The 15,847-nt window shown below is 44.6% G+C and carries 18 protein-coding genes and 1 tRNA gene; 6 read left to right on the top strand and 13 right to left on the bottom strand.

Going from position 1 to position 15,847, the window contains the following annotated elements; all coding sequences use genetic code 11:
* Positions 1–69: 69 nt before the first annotated feature.
* The 11 genes from flgJ to TW84_RS09635 form a co-directional block, all read right to left on the bottom strand.
* Positions 70–984, bottom strand: a complete 915-nt coding sequence (gene flgJ / locus TW84_RS09685; protein WP_045975452.1) for a flagellar assembly peptidoglycan hydrolase FlgJ — start codon at positions 982–984, stop codon at positions 70–72.
* 11 nt (positions 985–995) lie between these two features.
* On the bottom strand, positions 996–2,087 hold the full coding sequence (locus TW84_RS09680) for a flagellar basal body P-ring protein FlgI (protein WP_045975451.1): 1,092 nt from the start codon (positions 2,085–2,087) through the stop codon (positions 996–998).
* A 51-nt stretch (positions 2,088–2,138) separates the two neighbouring features.
* Positions 2,139–2,918, bottom strand: a complete 780-nt coding sequence (flgH, locus tag TW84_RS09675; protein WP_045975450.1) for a flagellar basal body L-ring protein FlgH — start codon at positions 2,916–2,918, stop codon at positions 2,139–2,141.
* A gap of 24 nt (positions 2,919–2,942) precedes the next feature.
* Positions 2,943–3,731 carry a flagellar basal-body rod protein FlgG gene (flgG, locus tag TW84_RS09670; protein ID WP_006957422.1) on the bottom strand — a complete coding sequence of 263 codons (789 nt, stop codon included), beginning with the start codon at positions 3,729–3,731 and terminating at the stop codon, positions 2,943–2,945.
* 21 nt (positions 3,732–3,752) lie between these two features.
* Complete coding sequence (locus tag TW84_RS09665; protein ID WP_045975449.1) at positions 3,753–4,502, bottom strand: flagellar basal body rod protein FlgF; 750 nt, start codon at positions 4,500–4,502, stop codon at positions 3,753–3,755.
* 214 nt (positions 4,503–4,716) lie between these two features.
* A complete protein-coding gene (gene flgE, locus TW84_RS09660) occupies positions 4,717–6,021 on the bottom strand; it encodes a flagellar hook protein FlgE (RefSeq protein WP_045975448.1) in 1,305 nt (434 codons plus the stop codon).
* Between the two features lie 44 nt (positions 6,022–6,065).
* Positions 6,066–6,779 (bottom strand): flagellar hook assembly protein FlgD, encoded by a 714-nt coding sequence (gene flgD / locus TW84_RS09655; protein WP_045975447.1) that lies wholly within the window; start codon positions 6,777–6,779, stop codon positions 6,066–6,068.
* A 16-nt stretch (positions 6,780–6,795) separates the two neighbouring features.
* Positions 6,796–7,212 carry a flagellar basal body rod protein FlgC gene (gene flgC, locus TW84_RS09650; RefSeq protein WP_045975446.1) on the bottom strand — a complete coding sequence of 139 codons (417 nt, stop codon included), beginning with the start codon at positions 7,210–7,212 and terminating at the stop codon, positions 6,796–6,798.
* Positions 7,213–7,611 carry a flagellar basal body rod protein FlgB gene (flgB, locus tag TW84_RS09645; RefSeq protein ID WP_045975454.1) on the bottom strand — a complete coding sequence of 133 codons (399 nt, stop codon included), beginning with the start codon at positions 7,609–7,611 and terminating at the stop codon, positions 7,213–7,215. It abuts the gene before it with no gap.
* A gap of 227 nt (positions 7,612–7,838) precedes the next feature.
* Positions 7,839–8,666 carry a protein-glutamate O-methyltransferase gene (locus TW84_RS09640; RefSeq protein WP_045975445.1) on the bottom strand — a complete coding sequence of 276 codons (828 nt, stop codon included), beginning with the start codon at positions 8,664–8,666 and terminating at the stop codon, positions 7,839–7,841.
* A 10-nt stretch (positions 8,667–8,676) separates the two neighbouring features.
* On the bottom strand, positions 8,677–9,609 hold the full coding sequence (locus tag TW84_RS09635) for a chemotaxis protein CheV (protein WP_045975444.1): 933 nt from the start codon (positions 9,607–9,609) through the stop codon (positions 8,677–8,679).
* A gap of 80 nt (positions 9,610–9,689) precedes the next feature.
* Between TW84_RS09635 and flgA the strand changes: the two genes are divergently transcribed.
* The 3 genes from flgA to TW84_RS09620 all read left to right on the top strand — a co-directional run bounded on the left by flgA (position 9,690) and on the right by TW84_RS09620 (position 11,271).
* Positions 9,690–10,436, top strand: a complete 747-nt coding sequence (gene flgA, locus TW84_RS09630; protein WP_045975443.1) for a flagellar basal body P-ring formation chaperone FlgA — start codon at positions 9,690–9,692, stop codon at positions 10,434–10,436.
* 82 nt (positions 10,437–10,518) lie between these two features.
* Entirely contained in the window at positions 10,519–10,833 is a 315-nt protein-coding gene (gene flgM / locus TW84_RS09625; RefSeq protein ID WP_045975442.1) for a flagellar biosynthesis anti-sigma factor FlgM, read from the top strand.
* A 12-nt stretch (positions 10,834–10,845) separates the two neighbouring features.
* The gene (locus TW84_RS09620) at positions 10,846–11,271 is read left to right on the top strand and encodes a flagella synthesis protein FlgN (RefSeq protein WP_045975441.1); all 426 of its coding nucleotides are present in this window, start codon (positions 10,846–10,848) and stop codon (positions 11,269–11,271) included.
* A gap of 63 nt (positions 11,272–11,334) precedes the next feature.
* Here the strand turns inward: TW84_RS09620 and flgP are convergent, their stop codons facing one another.
* Complete coding sequence (gene flgP, locus TW84_RS09615; RefSeq protein ID WP_045975440.1) at positions 11,335–11,766, bottom strand: flagellar assembly lipoprotein FlgP; 432 nt, start codon at positions 11,764–11,766, stop codon at positions 11,335–11,337.
* A 9-nt stretch (positions 11,767–11,775) separates the two neighbouring features.
* Positions 11,776–12,411: a FlgO family outer membrane protein gene (locus TW84_RS09610; protein WP_045975439.1), complete on the bottom strand. Its 636-nt coding sequence runs from the start codon at positions 12,409–12,411 to the stop codon at positions 11,776–11,778.
* A gap of 164 nt (positions 12,412–12,575) precedes the next feature.
* Between TW84_RS09610 and TW84_RS09605 the strand changes: the two genes are divergently transcribed.
* From TW84_RS09605 to TW84_RS09595, 3 genes are all read left to right on the top strand, one after another.
* Positions 12,576–13,709 carry a flagellar assembly protein FlgT gene (locus TW84_RS09605; protein ID WP_045975453.1) on the top strand — a complete coding sequence of 378 codons (1,134 nt, stop codon included), beginning with the start codon at positions 12,576–12,578 and terminating at the stop codon, positions 13,707–13,709.
* A 52-nt stretch (positions 13,710–13,761) separates the two neighbouring features.
* Positions 13,762–13,838, top strand: a tRNA-Arg gene (locus tag TW84_RS09600).
* A 664-nt stretch (positions 13,839–14,502) separates the two neighbouring features.
* Positions 14,503–15,847 (top strand): hypothetical protein (locus tag TW84_RS09595; RefSeq protein WP_157634023.1); only part of this gene is annotated, 1,345 nt, incomplete at its 3' end.

The following is a 15,847-nucleotide window of genomic DNA, read 5'->3' as shown; positions in this document are numbered from 1 at the left end:
GTAGGACGAAGTCCGTTCCGATATCTGTAGGACGAAGCCCGTTCCAGTATCTCAGGACGAAGTTCATCCTTACATCTGATCGATTTGCGCTTTAACCCTTAGTACCTTATCTGCATACTGCGGGTCGGTCGCATAACCTGCCTGATGAATACCGTGAATAAACTGTTCATTGTTACCTTGATGACGAAGCGCCATTGTATAGCGAGGGTTATCATTCAAGAAGCGTACATAATCATTAAAGCTTTCTTCAAAGTTAGCGTACGAACGAAACGCCGCCTTTTCTTTTACCGGAACACCTTGATGATATTCAAGGGTTTGTGTCGCCACTTTATCTCCGCTCCAGCTCTTGTCAGCTTTGATGTTAAACAAATTGTTGCTGCTACCACGACCATTACTGACCATCTTTTGCCCCCATCCCGTTTCCAAAGCTGCCTGAGCCAATAGCAAAGATGAGTCTACGCCTAGTGCTCGTGCTGCTTTATCAGCATACGGTTTCATTGAGGTTACGAAAGACTCAGGAGACTCGAATGAAGTCGATGTTGGGGCACTGGAAGCAACAGGCTCAAGTTGAGGGTTCTCTCGGCGAGATTGACGAACATGGTCAATTTTGTTCATCAAAGCCTCAAAATCGGCTTCGCGAGTGGCGGCATTAGGGTTTTCCACTGATCCTGAGGTGAGCTGAGCTACTATCATATCTGCTAACCCAAGAGAGCCCGAGGAACTGAGTTCACTCGCCATTTGCTCATCCATCATCTGGCGATAAAATTGCTGATTTTGGCTGTCCATCAGGCCAGATTCAAATGTCGAGTTCGCATCGCGCATCGACTTAAACAGCATAGAAGTAAAAATAGCTTCGAACTGCTTCGCGGCTGCACTCAGTGCTTCCCTTTCACTGTTTTCATCTCCATCGACCGCTTTCTGACGTAATTTGTCGAGATTAGCGATATCGTGAATAAAACCGATATCTTTTCCATTGTTAATCATAACGCTTCTCCTTAGATTACGATCAACTGACCTTCAATGGCGCCTGCTTGTTTGAGCGCTTGGAGAATAGCCATAAGATCTGACGGCGCAGCTCCGACTTCGTTAACCGCACGAACGAGATCATCTAACGTCAGGCCTGGTTCGAACTTAAACATTTTTCCTTGCTCTTCGGTCACTTCAATATCCGTGTCTGGCGTAACAACTGTCTCGCCACCACCAAACGCGTTTGGCTGACTAACATTAAGATTTTCTTTGATAGCAACAGTCATTCCGCCATGGGTCACAGCCGCTGGTTTGAGTCGAACATGTTTGCCAACAACAATGGTACCAGTACGTGAGTTGACGATAATTTTTGCAGAACCTTCAGCAGGGTTAAATTCGAGGTTCTCAATTGCAGACAGGAACGAGACTCGTTGAGAGATATCACGTGGAGCACGAACTTTAACGGAAGTAGCATCAATCGCTTGAGCCATTTGTGGACCAAGAAAGTTGTTGACCGCATCTGCCATACGCTGCGCAGTCGTGAAATCAGATTCTAATAAGTTAAAGGTAATGTAATCTCCGCGAGCAAATGGGGATGGAATTTCACGTTCAACGATCGCACCATTAGAAATCATCCCCGCCGTTGGATTATTACCGACAATTTTTGAACCATCCGCTCCAGTCGCACTAAAACCACTGACGACCAAATTACCTTGAGCAACGGCATAAATTTGCCCATCAAGACCTTTTAACATCGTCTGCATCAAGGTGCCGCCACGCAAGCTTTTCGCCGAACCGATAGATGAAACAGTGACGTCGATGGTCTGGCCTTGCTTAGAAAAAGCGGCTAAGTCAGCAGTAACAATGACGGCTGCGACGTTCTTGGATTTCGGCTTAGTGCCAGGGGGAAGCTGAATACCAAAATTTTCGAGCATAGCGTTAAAGCTTTGATCAGTAAAAGGCGTCGACTCCCCGGTACCAGGTAATCCAGTGACCAAACCGTAACCAACCAATTGGTTACTACGTACCCCTGCGACTTGCGACACGTCTTTGATACGTGCAGCGTAAGCGTGCGTCGATACAATAATCATACTGATCAGTAACAAAAATAGCTTCTTCATCGGGATACCTTTACTCAATACTCTGCGCCAAAACTTCGACTTCAAGCTGACTTATAAAGCCACATTAAAGAATCGTGCCAAGAATCCAGGTTCTTGCATATCTTGTTGAGTGCCAGTGCCTGAATAGCGAATTCTAGCGTTAGAGATGCGGTTCGAGGCTATTGTATTCTCATAGGAAATATCATCTGGACGAATTGTGCCGCTTAGACGGATATATTCATCCCCTGTATTGAGCGTTAACCATTTTTCACCACGAATCACCAAATTGCCGTTTGCTAGTACTTCAACCACTTCAACAGTAATTGAACCGGAAATACTGTTACTCTGGTTTGCGGCCGCACTGCCACTGAACTTGTTATCATTGCTCAAATTGTACGAGAAGTTGTAATCACCAATGTTTAGTTGCTGACCTCCTACTTCTAGTGGATCCATTGATGCATCATTGTTTTTCGACAAATCCGCATCGGAGCTTTTTGCTGCTTTGGTGTTTTCATCTAAAGTCACAGTAATGATGTCACCCACACCACGCGGCTTGGAATCATCATAAAGGCTAGTCGCCTGAGTCGTATTGAAAAGAGACCCTGTTTCTGCCGCATAATGCTCTGGTTTATGCTTTGGATGGATTGGCGCCCAAGCAGGGTCACCTGCTACAGGATCGGTTCTTCCACGAAGGGAGTCAATAATACCAGAGCTTCCGTCTTGGGATTTATCTCCTTCAACGGCATCGACCGTCGTCGTACCCTGAACAACATCCGACGTCTCAATGGGTGCTTCCAGCATTGAACAGCCTGATAGTAGAGCGATAGCTGTTATGGTCAGTAAGCGATTCATAGGTGATTCCTCAATCTCTCAAGCTTATAGCTGCTGGTTAACGAAGCTCATCATCTTATCAACAGCTGAGATTACTTTTGAGTTCATCTCATAAACACGTTGAGCTTCTATCATATTCACCAGTTCTTCGGTGACATTTACGTTCGACGTTTCCAACATGGATTGACGGATATCACCAAAGCCATCAAAGCCGGGAACCCCTTCTTGAGGATCGCCGCTTGCACCAGTCGGCAAGTATAGGTTTTGTCCAATAGGCTCAAGACCTCCGGGGTTAACAAAATCTACGGTTGCTATCTGACCAACGACTTGGTTGTCTTGCTGACCACGCACTCGCACAGACACCTCACCATCCGTACCAATCGTAATACTTATCGCATCTTCAGGAATGGCAATTTCTGGCTCGAGTGGGTAGCCTGCACCAGATGTCACTACGACCCCTTCGTCATTAACGGTGAATTGGCCATTACGGCTATAACCAATGTTGCCGTCTGGCATTAGGATCTGGAAGAAACCATCACCTTCGATCATCATATCGAGACTATTATTCGTGGTCTGAGTGTTGCCTTGAGTATGAACTTTTTGCGTCGCAACGACTTTTGAGCCTGCACCCAACATCAAGCCGCTTGGTAATTCCGTGTTTTGCGAAGACTGACCACCAGGCTGGTTGATGTTTTGATAGAACAAATCTTCAAATACCGCACGGCTTTTTTTATAGCCCACAGTAGAGGCGTTCGCCAAGTTGTTCGAAATCGTTGAAATATTGGTTTGCTGAGCGTCTAGGCCCGTCTTACTTACCCATAATGCCGGATGCATATCTCTCTCCTAATAATCTGGTTAGCTCATGCGAAGCAGTGAATTAGACGATTTGTCCATCTCTTCTGCTGTACTCATCATCTTGACCTGCATCTCGAACTGACGCTGGAGGTCAATCAGATTGGTCATTTCGCCAATTGCATTGACGTTGCTGCCTTCCAACGCACCGGTCAGCAGTTTGACGCCGGCATCCATTTCGTATGCGGCATTAGGATCTTTGGCACGGAATAACCCGTTAACATCTTTGTAAAGTGACTGATTATTGGTACTGGTAAGCTTAATTCGATCGACAATTTCAATCGCGTCCGCTGGCGCACCTTGAGGAACCACAGAAATCGTACCATCTGTACCGACTTCAATCTTGCTAACCGGGATAGGTATCGTAATTGGGGCTCCAGTCTCTCCCAAGACTAAGTTGCCATTTCCCGTTGTCAGCATGCCATTAACATCAACATTCATGTTGCCATTGCGTGTCAGGCCTTCTTTGCCTGTGTTATCAAGAACGGAGATCCAACCTTGATCCTGAATGGTGACATCTAAGTCCCGTCCTGTGGTAATCACGCTACCTTGCTGAAAATTATGGCCCGGACGTTCTGTCATGCTGAAGACACGGCTTGGCATACCATCACCGTAGGCTTGCATAGAACGGGCTTGCGCCAAATCAGCACGGAAACCAGTGGTGCTGACGTTTGCTAGGTTGTTTGCTCTAAGCTGCATAGCCTGCATATTCTGCTTTGCGCCACTCATAGCAAGAAACAGTGCACGATCCATAATTTGCTCCAATAATCACAATTAAGATCAAAAAAGCAAATGGCATGCCAACTTTGAAAACCATTAAATATCAATGTGTTATAGTTTTTTTATTGATAGGAAAGAGAAATAAATGAAAAGAGTTGCCACGGGTGGCAATAATAGCAAGCTGGTTGTTGCCACCAGCCTGCTATTCAGATGATTGCGGAATGTCTTTAAACTCTCAGAACCGTGGTTAACGAATCTGCAGGATGTTCTGTTGAGTTTGGTTATGCACTTCTAAAGAACGTGAGTTAGCTTGGAAGTTACGTTGCGCCGAGATCAAGTCAACAAGCTCCTGAGTCATATCAATGTTTGACTGCTCTAGAGTACCGCTGCTGATGCTACCGAATGAACCTTTGTTTGACTCACCCCAGATCTTGTCACCAGAAAACTGAGTAGCATCCCACTGTGTACCACCCTTCTTGTCCAGACCTTGTTCGTTAGCAACACGAACTAAAGAGACACGCCCAAGAATAATGTTTTCACCGTTTGAGTATGTACCTAACACGCTACCGTTCTCGTCAAAATCAACTTTAGTCAAGAAGCCTGTCGTCGCACCATCTTCATCAAACTTAGTTAGCTCAAACGGCGCAGCAAACTGAGTCGCACTGTCTAAATTAAAGTTCAGAGTCTGGTTTGCGTCTGCACCGTTTAGATCGACTGGGTCAGCGCCCGCACCTAAAGGTTCAGAAACAATATTTTGACCATTGTTGAGGCTAGCGAGAGTACCGTCATTGTTGAACTTCATACTATGACCAACATGACCAGTAGGTGCCGAAACGTCGCCACCAACAATGTTAATCGCCTTCTCACCTGCACTATCAGTCACGGTGTAGTAGGTTTGCCAAGTGTTAGGCTGATTCTGGTCTTTAAGGTAGTAAGTTGTCATCTTGTACGATTGACCCATTGAGTCATAAACCGTAGAAGAGGTTGAACGGTTGTAGGTTTCAGGATCTGTGAAATCAAACAGGGCAGGATCTTTCAGATCACCATTCGCTGGCAAGTTGACGCCGACTTCAATGTTTGCAGTCTGCTTCGGTTTACCGAACTCTTTCGGAATATTAATTGGCGAAGGCTCGTAAGACAGAACATCACCAGTATCTTTGTTCACTTGATAACCCAACAAAAACTCGTCATTCGACGTAACCATGTAGTTATCTTTGTTTAGGTGAAAAGCACCATTACGCGTTAACTCATTGGTTGTTGGCGTTAGTCGATCTTTTGCTACCGCAAAAAAGCCAGTGCCGCTAATACGCAAATCCATTGGGTTGTTAGTATAGATACTAGAACCTTCATGAAATTGCTGAGCAACTTTTTGAGCTTGTACACCTTGTCCAGGTGTTGTTTTAGCGTGAGTAAAAAGTGAGTTTGAGTAAACATCGCCGAACTCAGCACGAGACTCTTTGAAACCAAAGGTATTCGCGTTCGCAATGTTGTTACTGGTTGTGTTCAGATCTAACTGAGCTGCGGACAAACCGCTTAATGCAACATATGACATTCCAAAATCTCCTAATCTAGCTAGCTTTCCTACATCAAGTAGAGTTACGCTTTGCCAACTTCTAGTACTTCAGCAAGTCGAACTGGCGACTCAAAGCCAGCCAGATTGAGTAGTACGTTACCATCACCTTTACCGAGCAAGACGCTATTTACGTTAGCGTAAGTCGAAACTTCAAAATCTTTCGCCTGCCCGTCCAGCAAACCTGATGCTTTCACATTGTATTTGCCAGCCGGCAATGGATTACCGTTTTGATCTTTACCATCCCACTCAACGCGGTTGTCACCTGCAGGTTTTGAACCGACATCAAAGGTACGGATTAGCTGCCCCATTTGGTCTTCTACTCTCACCATTAAGTTATCAACGGATTGAGGCAGTTTGACCATAGCAGCCATGGCTCCGTCACCAGCCTTCACCCCAGCCGCCCCTGGAACTAAAACGTCCCGACCGACAAGTGATGATGCCTGAAGTGCTTGGTTGGACGTCATCGATGCATTCAGTGTTTCAAACTGATTGTTCATTTTTCCGATACCATCCACCGTCGCAAACGACGCCATTTGAGCAATCATCTGGTCATTGCTAACCGGCTTAAACGGATCTTGCTGGGCAAGCTGCTTGGTGAGCAAAGATAAGAAGTCTTCTTGTTTAAGATCCTGCTTACCTGTTGTTTCATCAGGCTTATTCTTGTCCTGAAGTTGTTTAAGCTGGTCAACATAGGACAAGCCACTCTGACCAACATTATTATTAATGCCCCCGGCCATATGTTACCTCCTATCCTTATTGACCCATCTGCAGCGTACGCAGCAGCATTTGTTTGCTTGCATCTGCTACTTGCACATTCGTTTGATATGAACGAGAAGCAGAAATCATATTAGCCATCTCTTCCATCACATTAACGTTTGGCTTGTAGATATAGCCATCGTCATTAGCGAGTGGGTGATCTGGGTTGTACTCCGCATCAAGCGGTTTATCACTTTCAACTATCCCCAACACTTGCACCGGCACCGTATGATCTCGACCATACTTAGCCTTGCTTAACTCAGCACCAAATACAGCGTGGCGAGCTTTATAAGTGTCTTTCGCAGAGCTAGAGACACTATCGGCGTTTGCCAAGTTGCTTGAGGTTGTATTTAGACGAACAGATTCAGCGCTCATGGCAGAACCAGTTACATTGAAAACGTTAAACAAGCTCATCTAGTTACTCCCCTTTAATGCTTTCGTTAAGTTCTTGAATTTACTTCCTAAGAAGTCAAGTGATGCCTGATGTCGAATTTGGTTTTGCATAAACAAGTTACGTTCCAAATCTACATCCACCGTGTTGCCATCACCGGTGTCAGGTTGAGTCGGAAGTCGATAAAGCACTTCCCCTGTCACTTGTGTAGAGGCAGGAATATGCCGACTATCGGTACGGCTAAGTCCAATGCTTGCCTCCGATGTTGCCGCCTGCAATGCCTTTTGGAAGTCCATACCTTTCGATTTATAGCCAGGAGTGTTCGCCTGAGCAATGTTGGTGGAAATCACCTCAGCATTGCGCTCACGTACACCCACCGTGTATTGGTGGATACCTAATGCGTTGTCGAAAGATATAGCCATGTTGACCTCTACATAAAAGAACTGACCGTTACTACTGAATAACAAAGCAATTAGCATACCAACTTTAATCGAACCCTAATTTCCTTGTTATAAGTCCACCAGCAAATACCACGCCAAAGTGTGAAATTGTGGCGCCATGGAATGTCACTATAAGTATAGAGACATAATCCCAATACGAAAAAGCCCAGCGATTCGGCGTCGCTGGGCTTGAATGAAATGAGTAAAGATTATTTAAGTTTATAAATAATACCCGGGTTACAACGGACCATCTCGAAACGGTCAGTTAATCCAGTTAAAGACTCTGACGCTCCAAGTAGTAGATGTCCTCCTGGGTTTAAACTGTTAGCCATCTGGTTTAAAACCTGAGATTTCATGTCAGGAGAGAAGTAAATCAACACGTTACGACAGAAAATGATATCGAACTTACCCAACAATGCATAACTGTCCATCAGGTTTTGAGGGCGGAAATTAACCAAACGCTTAACGTTATCTTTGACCTTCATCCGGCCATCGCCAGCGTCCTCAAAGAAATTTCGACGACGCTCAGGAGACAGACCACGCCCAAGCGCAAGGTTATCGTAAACACCGGCGCGACACATATCCAGCATACTCGCAGAAATGTCTGTTGCCGTGACGGATACGTTGGGCAACATTCCTGGTTTGCGTTGTTGAGTTTCGAGAATGGTCATCGCCATGGAATATGGCTCCTGGCCAGAAGAACTCGCCGCTGACCAAATTTTTATTGGTCGTTTGCTTGCCGCAGCTTCCGGCAGCAGTTTATTAGCAAGGACTTCAAACGGGTAAGTATCACGAAACCAAAGCGTTTCGTTGGTTGTCATAGCATCCACAGCGGCAACACGTAACTCTCGGTTACGGCCAGTGACAACATCTCGAAGAAGATCGGACAAAGAGCTGAGCTTAAACTTGGTCACCAAAGGGCTCAATCGACTCCTCACTAAGTATTGCTTGCTGTCACCCAGCACAATACCACATTGAGATTCTAAGAAACGGCTGAAATCACGATACTCTTGATCGCTTATAGTTATCGCTGTCATTTACTTCTCTTTATTCAGTAAGCGCAGTCTTCACTGCATTACCAAGTTCATCAGGGTTGAATTTAGCAATAAAGGAGTTAGCCCCTACACGTTCAACCATCGCTTGGTTAAATACACCACTGAGTGATGAATGTAGAATAACATAAAGATCTTTAAGATCAGGGTTACGTCTTATTTCTGCTGTTAAAGTATAGCCATCCATTTCTGGCATCTCTATGTCGGAGATGACTAATGAAATCTGGTCGTAAATACTGCCTTCTGCAGCCATTTCAACCAGTTTTTCATAAGCTTGCTTTCCATCAATAACAGCTATGGCTTCAAAGCCCAGTGATGTAATTGCACGTTCAACTTGCTTGCGTGCTACTGTAGAGTCGTCCGCAATCAAAATGCTGCGAACTATTTCTTTTTCTGACTCTACCTGAGCCTGCGCTATCTCCTCACCGATGGAAGCATCCATTGTTTCGTCAACAGGCGCGATTTCTGCAAGGATTTTTTCTACATCAAGAATTTCGACGAGTTCATTGTCAATGTTAGTGACTGCAGTCAAATAATTGGATTTACCAGCGCCTTCAGGCGGTGGCAGTATCGCTTCCCAGTGCATGTTAATGATACGTTCTACAGATGTGACAAGGAACGCCTGAATCGTGCGGTTAAATTCAGCAATAACAACAAACGCTTTTTCAACATCCGTAGTCGGACGGCCACCAACAGCTAAACTCAAATCAATAACTGACACAGTATGGCCACGGATATGAGCCACACCTTTGACTAAGTGGTGCAAGTTTGGCATCGAAGTAAGCTTGGGGCACTGAAGTACCTCTTTTACTTTAAATACGTTTATCCCGTAGCGTTGTCGCCCCATCAGGCGAAACGTTAAGAGTTCCAATCGGTTTTGACCGACGAGTTGCGTACGCTGATTCACCGAATCAAGAATACCCGACATAAGCTCATCTCCATCTCAAACTTTCATGCTAAAAAAATGGTAGTCTACTAACGGCCATGTAAAACTATTAGAGAAACAGAATGACATACTTAAAATCACACTTATGCTCATTTTCCATAACTAATTGTAGAGCTTTCTATAAAAACTTTTATAAGTCTATCGTCTTTTTATGCTTTTTCTTTAGTTTTTCAGCAACATCAGCCACACCTGAGCAAATTATCACTATCCAGAGAGCAGCAGAAGAGTACGTTCTATCAACCATCGAATGGCCTTTAGGTGGTACACTGGACGCAAGAGCGGCAAACATTGACAGCCGTGTCTCTGCCACTGATTGCCCTAGTCCGCTAGAAACTTCCTCCTCCTCTACCAACCCTAACGCCAGTAACATCACAGTGTTAGTAGAGTGTAGCGAAGATAACTGGAAATTATATGTTCCCGTCAGACTAACTCGTTCTGGTCCTCAAGTTGTGCTCGTTGGTCCACTTAGTAGAGGCCAAGTGATCTCTCGACAAGATGTCACTATTAATATGGTAGACTTGCAACGCTTCAGGCGGCAAGGCTTTTCCAACATTGATGCCGTAATTGGGGCAAAAACAAAAAAAAATCTACGTGCTGGCGAAGTCATTGAAAGCAATGATGTATGTGTAGTTTGCCGCAATGAAACGGTCACAATCAAAGCGATAAAGTCAGGTATGACCATTACAACTAAGGGCACAGCACTCACAGATGGGTCACATGGTGAGCAGATAAGAGTGAAAAATATAAAATCCAACCGTATAATTGAAGGTAGGGTCACAGGGATATCTGAGGTGACGGTTGTTTTTTGAACGATTTTAAAAAAAACTAAAGTAATCCCTGCTCTGGTCGATATTGACAACATAAGATTCTAAACACGAAAGGCTCACATATATGGCAGGCATTGATAATATACGCTCTGGACAGACGGTGACTACGTCGACGAGAAACACAGCGCGTAATGAAAGCAGCCCTTCTGCAACGGATTCAGCAAAAAAATCTGAAGTTGCACAAGACTCTGTATCCTTAAGTAAACAAGGTAAGGCAGTCGGTGAAATGCACACCCAACTTGCTAGCCAGCCAAGCTTTGACCAAGCCAAAGTTGCCGCTATTAAAGAAGCCATAGCAAATGGCTCTTACAGCGTTGACCCGCAAAAGCTGGCAGACAATATGATCAAGTTCGAGAAAGAACTTGGCGGTTTCGAGTAACGAGTTTCTGTCATGGCAGGCCTAAGCAGTTTAGTTGAGTTTCAACTCAAAAGCGCAACCGATCTTTCATTACTGTTGGAGAAAGAGAAAGTGGCCATTGCTAGCAGAGTCGCGAAAGACATTGAACAGCTTGCCAAGGAAAAACTGACTTTAATTAACCAACTTCAACAGACCGATCAACGCATTGGCCAACATCCAGATGTTGCGACTTTATCTACCGACCCAGAGTTGAGCCCTCTGGTTGAGCAGATTCGATCCATCGTCCATGACTGTCAGCAAGCAAACGCAATCAATGGTGAAGCTCTTCAACGGGCACAGTTGAGTTTTAATAAACTCAATAACTTGATGCAGCAGACCCAAGGTAAACTCGGTATGACCTACACTGCAGAGGGTCAGACCAAGAATGTCACAACATTAGGCACGAACATTAAAGCCTGATTTGCTTGAAGACAAAAGCGGCAATGATTGCCGCTTTTTTTGATCGAAGATTGGTAGAGATATTTAGAAAAGAGTTTGCTGGCGTTTTTCTGGTACCGCCTGTACTTCACCATAATCACGCAATTTATCCATCTTTTTGATGTCCAGGCGCAATTCAGTCACGTAGCTGTCGCCCACTTTATAACTGCGGACGACTTCAGCACCACGAATGACACCGTCGACTGCACCAGAGGTTAGTTCAGTACCTAAACGTTGATCCTGCAGATCAGCTCGGCCGCTCACTCGCATGCCATATACTTGCTCTGCAAGCTCCCGATAAGCGTCAATCTTAGAGGCACGCATTGCTCGAACCTGACGCTCTTCATCTGTGCGACCTTTCTGCTCACTAATATTAGCGTAGCCAACCGCTGTTAACCAATCGTCCGGACGCATATTCTGCAACGGTTGGCAGCCAAGCATAATTAACGCAACTATCAGTAAAAATAGCTTCTTCATCTCAACTCCCTATGGACGTAAAATAACCGTGTAAGGTTGTCTTATTGTAGGGTCTGAGCGAATCAAAACACCGTCTTCAGTTCGGATACTGTTGAGTGTATCTAGGTCGCGACCAATTCTATCGGCAGGTAAGAAGCCTTGAGCAGTGGCAACAACCACACGTGACTGCATACCCACCACACGAGCGTTGACCAAAACTCCGCCTTCCTGACGAAGCATTGTCCCGGTCAGGACATACTGGATATCTTGCTCCTGAGACAAATCTTTCCAATCACGACTGAAGGCGAAATCACCTTGCTGAGTCACTTGAATGGAACCCGTCGTTTTGTAGTCGACCACTTTAAACCCTCGACGCTGGAACTGATGAATAAACCCTTCCGAGACCGAATTCCCTAACCAGTTTGTTGCATCCATATTTTGTAGATCGACAAAAGAGGTAACGGCAATCGGTGTCCGCGCTGACACACTGGTGTTCGATACCATCAAATCTTCGGTCATACTCTCAATAAAGAAGTCAAGAGTATGACGCGGACTCTCCATCAGCATAAACTGAGAGCCAGGGTACGGTTCTTTACCGTTATAAATTGGAGCATAGGCACAGGCGGTGAGAAACACCACTGGCACTAGCGTTAGCCATCTTTTCATTCTCTAATCTCCGATACATATTAGGCACTGATTGGTTCCATTTTCTATCTCTCATAAAAAGTGGAACAGTCTTTGCTTTTCTAAATCTGTAACCATTCAGAACGGCAATGCCTAAATCAGCTAAGATAGAACAAGCAAAAAATGAACCAACTTGGAATTTGAGTATGAAAAAATCACTTCTTGTCCTAATTTCAACCATTTACGCTTCGCTTCACGCGACTATAGCGTCTGCAGGATGGTATGAAGTGACGGGTACCGCTACTGTGGTTTCCTCTGAAGAGGTCGCTCGTATTCATGCCTTGGAAGACGCCATCTATAAAGCCATCAGCTTTTCTGGGGCTGACATCGGCAGCATTTCAAACTTAAGACCGCTGCTCGAAAGTGACCGTAAGGAGTATCAATTCAGCAATACCGAAGTTCGCTATATTTTGGTCGATGAGCAAAAAGTCCGCAGTGGCGTCATGTTTGTCAAAGCACGTATTGATATCTACCCATCGGCAACAGGTTGCCATGTCAGTCAATACAAAAAAACGTTTCTGGTCGGCAATATCGACGTGGAATCACCTCAACAGGCCGTCATGGGCCAAATTTATAGTGTGGGGGACGATTTTGCGACTGTGATCAATCGCCAACTTGACCAACAATCCGCAAGTTTTGTCTCTGTTGGTACCACAGACTATCAAATAAGCCAGCGTTATCCGGAACGTCTTAAAATGATCGCACAAGACACAGGTGCTCAATACATCATCGGTGGCGTTATCACCGACTTAACTGCCACCATTGAGCAGAAGGTGTTAAGAGACGATATCATCAACCGTCAGTTTGCGCTGGAAATGACCGTATTCGATGGCAAAACTGGTAATGAAGTCTACAACCGCAATTATCGTGAAGTGGCGCGCTGGCCATTTCCAAAAACCAGTCAAGTCGATACTAAAAGTGCTCGTTTCTGGGCCTCAACATACGGTGATATGATGCTGCGAGTCAGCCGTAACATCATGCTAGATTTGGAATCGGAAGTATCGTGTAAAATTACGCTCCCAGAAATCATTTCAAAGTGGGACAATGTCCTTACTATGGATTTAGGCCGTATCCACGGCGTTCAGCAAGGGGATAAGCTCAAACTTTGGCATACAGGATCCTTTATAGACCAACGCGGTTTACCGCGTAATAAGGTGACAGAATCGAACATTACTCTCACAGTCTCCCGTGTGTATGAAAACGAAGCAGAGTTGACCGTTGATCAGCCTGAACTGACGGGCAGTATCCAGATTGGCGATGTGATGCACAAGATGCTTTAAATCAGTAAGTTAGGGTTTAACATTCTGATTCAATTGAGTATCATGAAACTAAGCTCCCGTGGCACAGCTGGATAGCGCGATCCCCTCCTAAGGGATAGGTCACAGGTTCGAATCCTGTCGGGAGCGCCAGATATACAAGGGCCTGAAAGCAAATTTTGCTGTCAGGCCTTTTTGGTATTTGTGTTGCTAATATGTCGCAGAAAATAACCTTTGAACCAAAATCATGGTCGGCTTAAAGTCCCTTGCTTCTACTAGATTGAAGCCCTTTATATGGCGTCACTGTTTTAGTAGCACCCTTTCACACAAAGATACTTCCCTCCAGAAAGACTTGCTCTACTTGCTGAAATTAGACAGATGAACAGGGTAGCGACTCAGCGTTCAGCAACATAAACGTAGACAAGGTAAGAAATGCACAGGCCACGATATGCCCAAATTTTGCCTTCATTGGTACTCGTATATTTATCCATGACAGAGAATTACCGTCATTAAAAATGATACTTTTGACTTTGCTCAACACCGAACGGACCTAAATAAACCTAAAAACCCATTGCCAACCTTAACTATGTCAACCCACTCATTCACCCCATCAATGAAAACAAGCAAGGCTACGTATCTACATGAAATTAAGTGTTAAAAATATCAATCATAGATTAGTAAGCCCTTGCTGTGTCTAGACTAAAACGTTCTAAAGCCCAAAAATAAAAAAAAATATAAATCAATTTATGAACCCTGACGAAAAGTGATTTGTTATAAATCTGAGCTCATTTTAATCAACTAGAGCTTGAAATCGTTTATGAAAAATATACACCACTCACAGAAGAAAACCGGAAGGTTATCTTTGTCCAAAATATCTTTAGGGATATTGTGCGCATTAGGATGCATTGGTGCTGCCAATGCGGCAGATCATCAACTGAATGAACAACGAGACTTAAGAGAAGCATTAGAACTGTCTAAAGCATTAGAACTGTCTAAAGCATTAGAGCTGTCTAAACAACAAGCTCTGAAAGAAGAGAACGATCTTAATCTTGCTAAAGCACTTTCTCTTTCTGAACAAGAAAGCCTGCGCCAACAACAAGAAGAGCACGATTTGAATCTTGCCAAAGCACTTTCTCTTTCCGAACAAGAAAGCCTGCGCCAGCAACAAGAACAGCACGATCTGAATCTTGCTAAAGCATTGTCTCTTTCTGAACAAGAAAGCTTGCGCCAGCAACAAGAACAGCACGATCTGAATCTTGCCAAAGCGCTTTCTGATTCTGAACATGAAAGCTTCAATGTAGCTGAAAATAAATTAGCTGTTTCACAATCGCGACCTTCAATTCAAAATGAACCTGTCATTCCTTTTATCGCTCCCGTTTTTAACGATGACAGCAGCGATGTCACAAGTACATCGAGTCAGTCGAGTGTTGCGAATGCTGAGCCTATTAATCCTGTAAATCATCAACGCGCGCTGCAAGTTGCTCAGCAACTATTCGGCACACCTAGTGAATCGACTTTCACCGAGGCAAGCATCCATGAGAGTAATAAAAGCCGCACCCTAAGTCTCGACGACAATAACCAAATCCCAACCAAACGTGTTCCTGGGTCTTCTGTCGTCCTCACATCTGACGCCTTACTTTCTCACAACAGTCAGCATTCTCAAACGACGTCTGATGACAATCAATCCATGCTTGATCGTTTCCTCGACCAACTTGGTGATGTTTCCGAAAGTGACACTCTGAGTCAGTCTAATGTGAAAAATGCTGAGCCTATCAAACTCGATCAAAACAAGGTCTCACACGAGCATGCTCTTCAAATCGCTCAACAGCTATTTGACGACAACAGTGATACCACAAGCCAATCAAGCAACTCTACTAGCTTAGCCTCATCTGATGTAACAAATGCTAAACCTATTAAGCCTGTAAATCATCAACACGCGCTTCAAGTTGCTCAACAGCTATTTGATGACAACAGTGATATTACAAGCCAATCAAGCAGCTCTACTAGCTTAAACTCATCTGATGTAACAAATGCTAAACTTATTAAGCCTGTAAATCATCAACGCGCGCTGCAAGTTGCTCAACAGCTATTTGATGACAACAGTGATACTACAAGCCAATCAAGCAGTTCTACTAGCTTAGCCTCATCTAATCCAACGACCG

The sequence above is a fragment of the Vibrio neptunius genome (assembly GCF_000967495.1).
In the GTDB taxonomy this organism is placed as follows: domain Bacteria; phylum Pseudomonadota; class Gammaproteobacteria; order Enterobacterales; family Vibrionaceae; genus Vibrio; species Vibrio neptunius.
Note: the sequence above shows the minus strand (reverse complement) of the source record. Positions and strands in the feature narration are given on the sequence as shown.

Bases quoted from the DNA above. Each gene is read 5' to 3' on its own strand.
- flgJ (WP_045975452.1), bottom strand. From the start codon at position 984: ATGATTAACAATGGAAAAGATATCGGTTTTATTCACGATATCGCTAAT.
- TW84_RS09680 (WP_045975451.1), bottom strand. From the start codon at position 2,087: ATGAAGAAGCTATTTTTGTTACTGATCAGTATGATTATTGTATCGACG.
- flgH (WP_045975450.1), bottom strand. From the start codon at position 2,918: ATGAATCGCTTACTGACCATAACAGCTATCGCTCTACTATCAGGCTGT.
- flgG (WP_006957422.1), bottom strand. From the start codon at position 3,731: ATGCATCCGGCATTATGGGTAAGTAAGACGGGCCTAGACGCTCAGCAA.
- TW84_RS09665 (WP_045975449.1), bottom strand. From the start codon at position 4,502: ATGGATCGTGCACTGTTTCTTGCTATGAGTGGCGCAAAGCAGAATATG.
- flgE (WP_045975448.1), bottom strand. From the start codon at position 6,021: ATGTCATATGTTGCATTAAGCGGTTTGTCCGCAGCTCAGTTAGATCTG.
- flgD (WP_045975447.1), bottom strand. From the start codon at position 6,779: ATGGCCGGGGGCATTAATAATAATGTTGGTCAGAGTGGCTTGTCCTAT.
- flgC (WP_045975446.1), bottom strand. From the start codon at position 7,212: ATGAGCTTGTTTAACGTTTTCAATGTAACTGGTTCTGCCATGAGCGCT.
- flgB (WP_045975454.1), bottom strand. From the start codon at position 7,611: ATGGCTATATCTTTCGACAACGCATTAGGTATCCACCAATACACGGTG.
- TW84_RS09640 (WP_045975445.1), bottom strand. From the start codon at position 8,666: ATGACAGCGATAACTATAAGCGATCAAGAGTATCGTGATTTCAGCCGT.
- TW84_RS09635 (WP_045975444.1), bottom strand. From the start codon at position 9,609: ATGTCGGGTATTCTTGATTCGGTGAATCAGCGTACGCAACTCGTCGGT.
- flgA (WP_045975443.1), top strand. From the start codon at position 9,690: ATGACATACTTAAAATCACACTTATGCTCATTTTCCATAACTAATTGT.
- flgM (WP_045975442.1), top strand. From the start codon at position 10,519: ATGGCAGGCATTGATAATATACGCTCTGGACAGACGGTGACTACGTCG.
- TW84_RS09620 (WP_045975441.1), top strand. From the start codon at position 10,846: ATGGCAGGCCTAAGCAGTTTAGTTGAGTTTCAACTCAAAAGCGCAACC.
- flgP (WP_045975440.1), bottom strand. From the start codon at position 11,766: ATGAAGAAGCTATTTTTACTGATAGTTGCGTTAATTATGCTTGGCTGC.
- TW84_RS09610 (WP_045975439.1), bottom strand. From the start codon at position 12,411: ATGAAAAGATGGCTAACGCTAGTGCCAGTGGTGTTTCTCACCGCCTGT.
- TW84_RS09605 (WP_045975453.1), top strand. From the start codon at position 12,576: ATGAAAAAATCACTTCTTGTCCTAATTTCAACCATTTACGCTTCGCTT.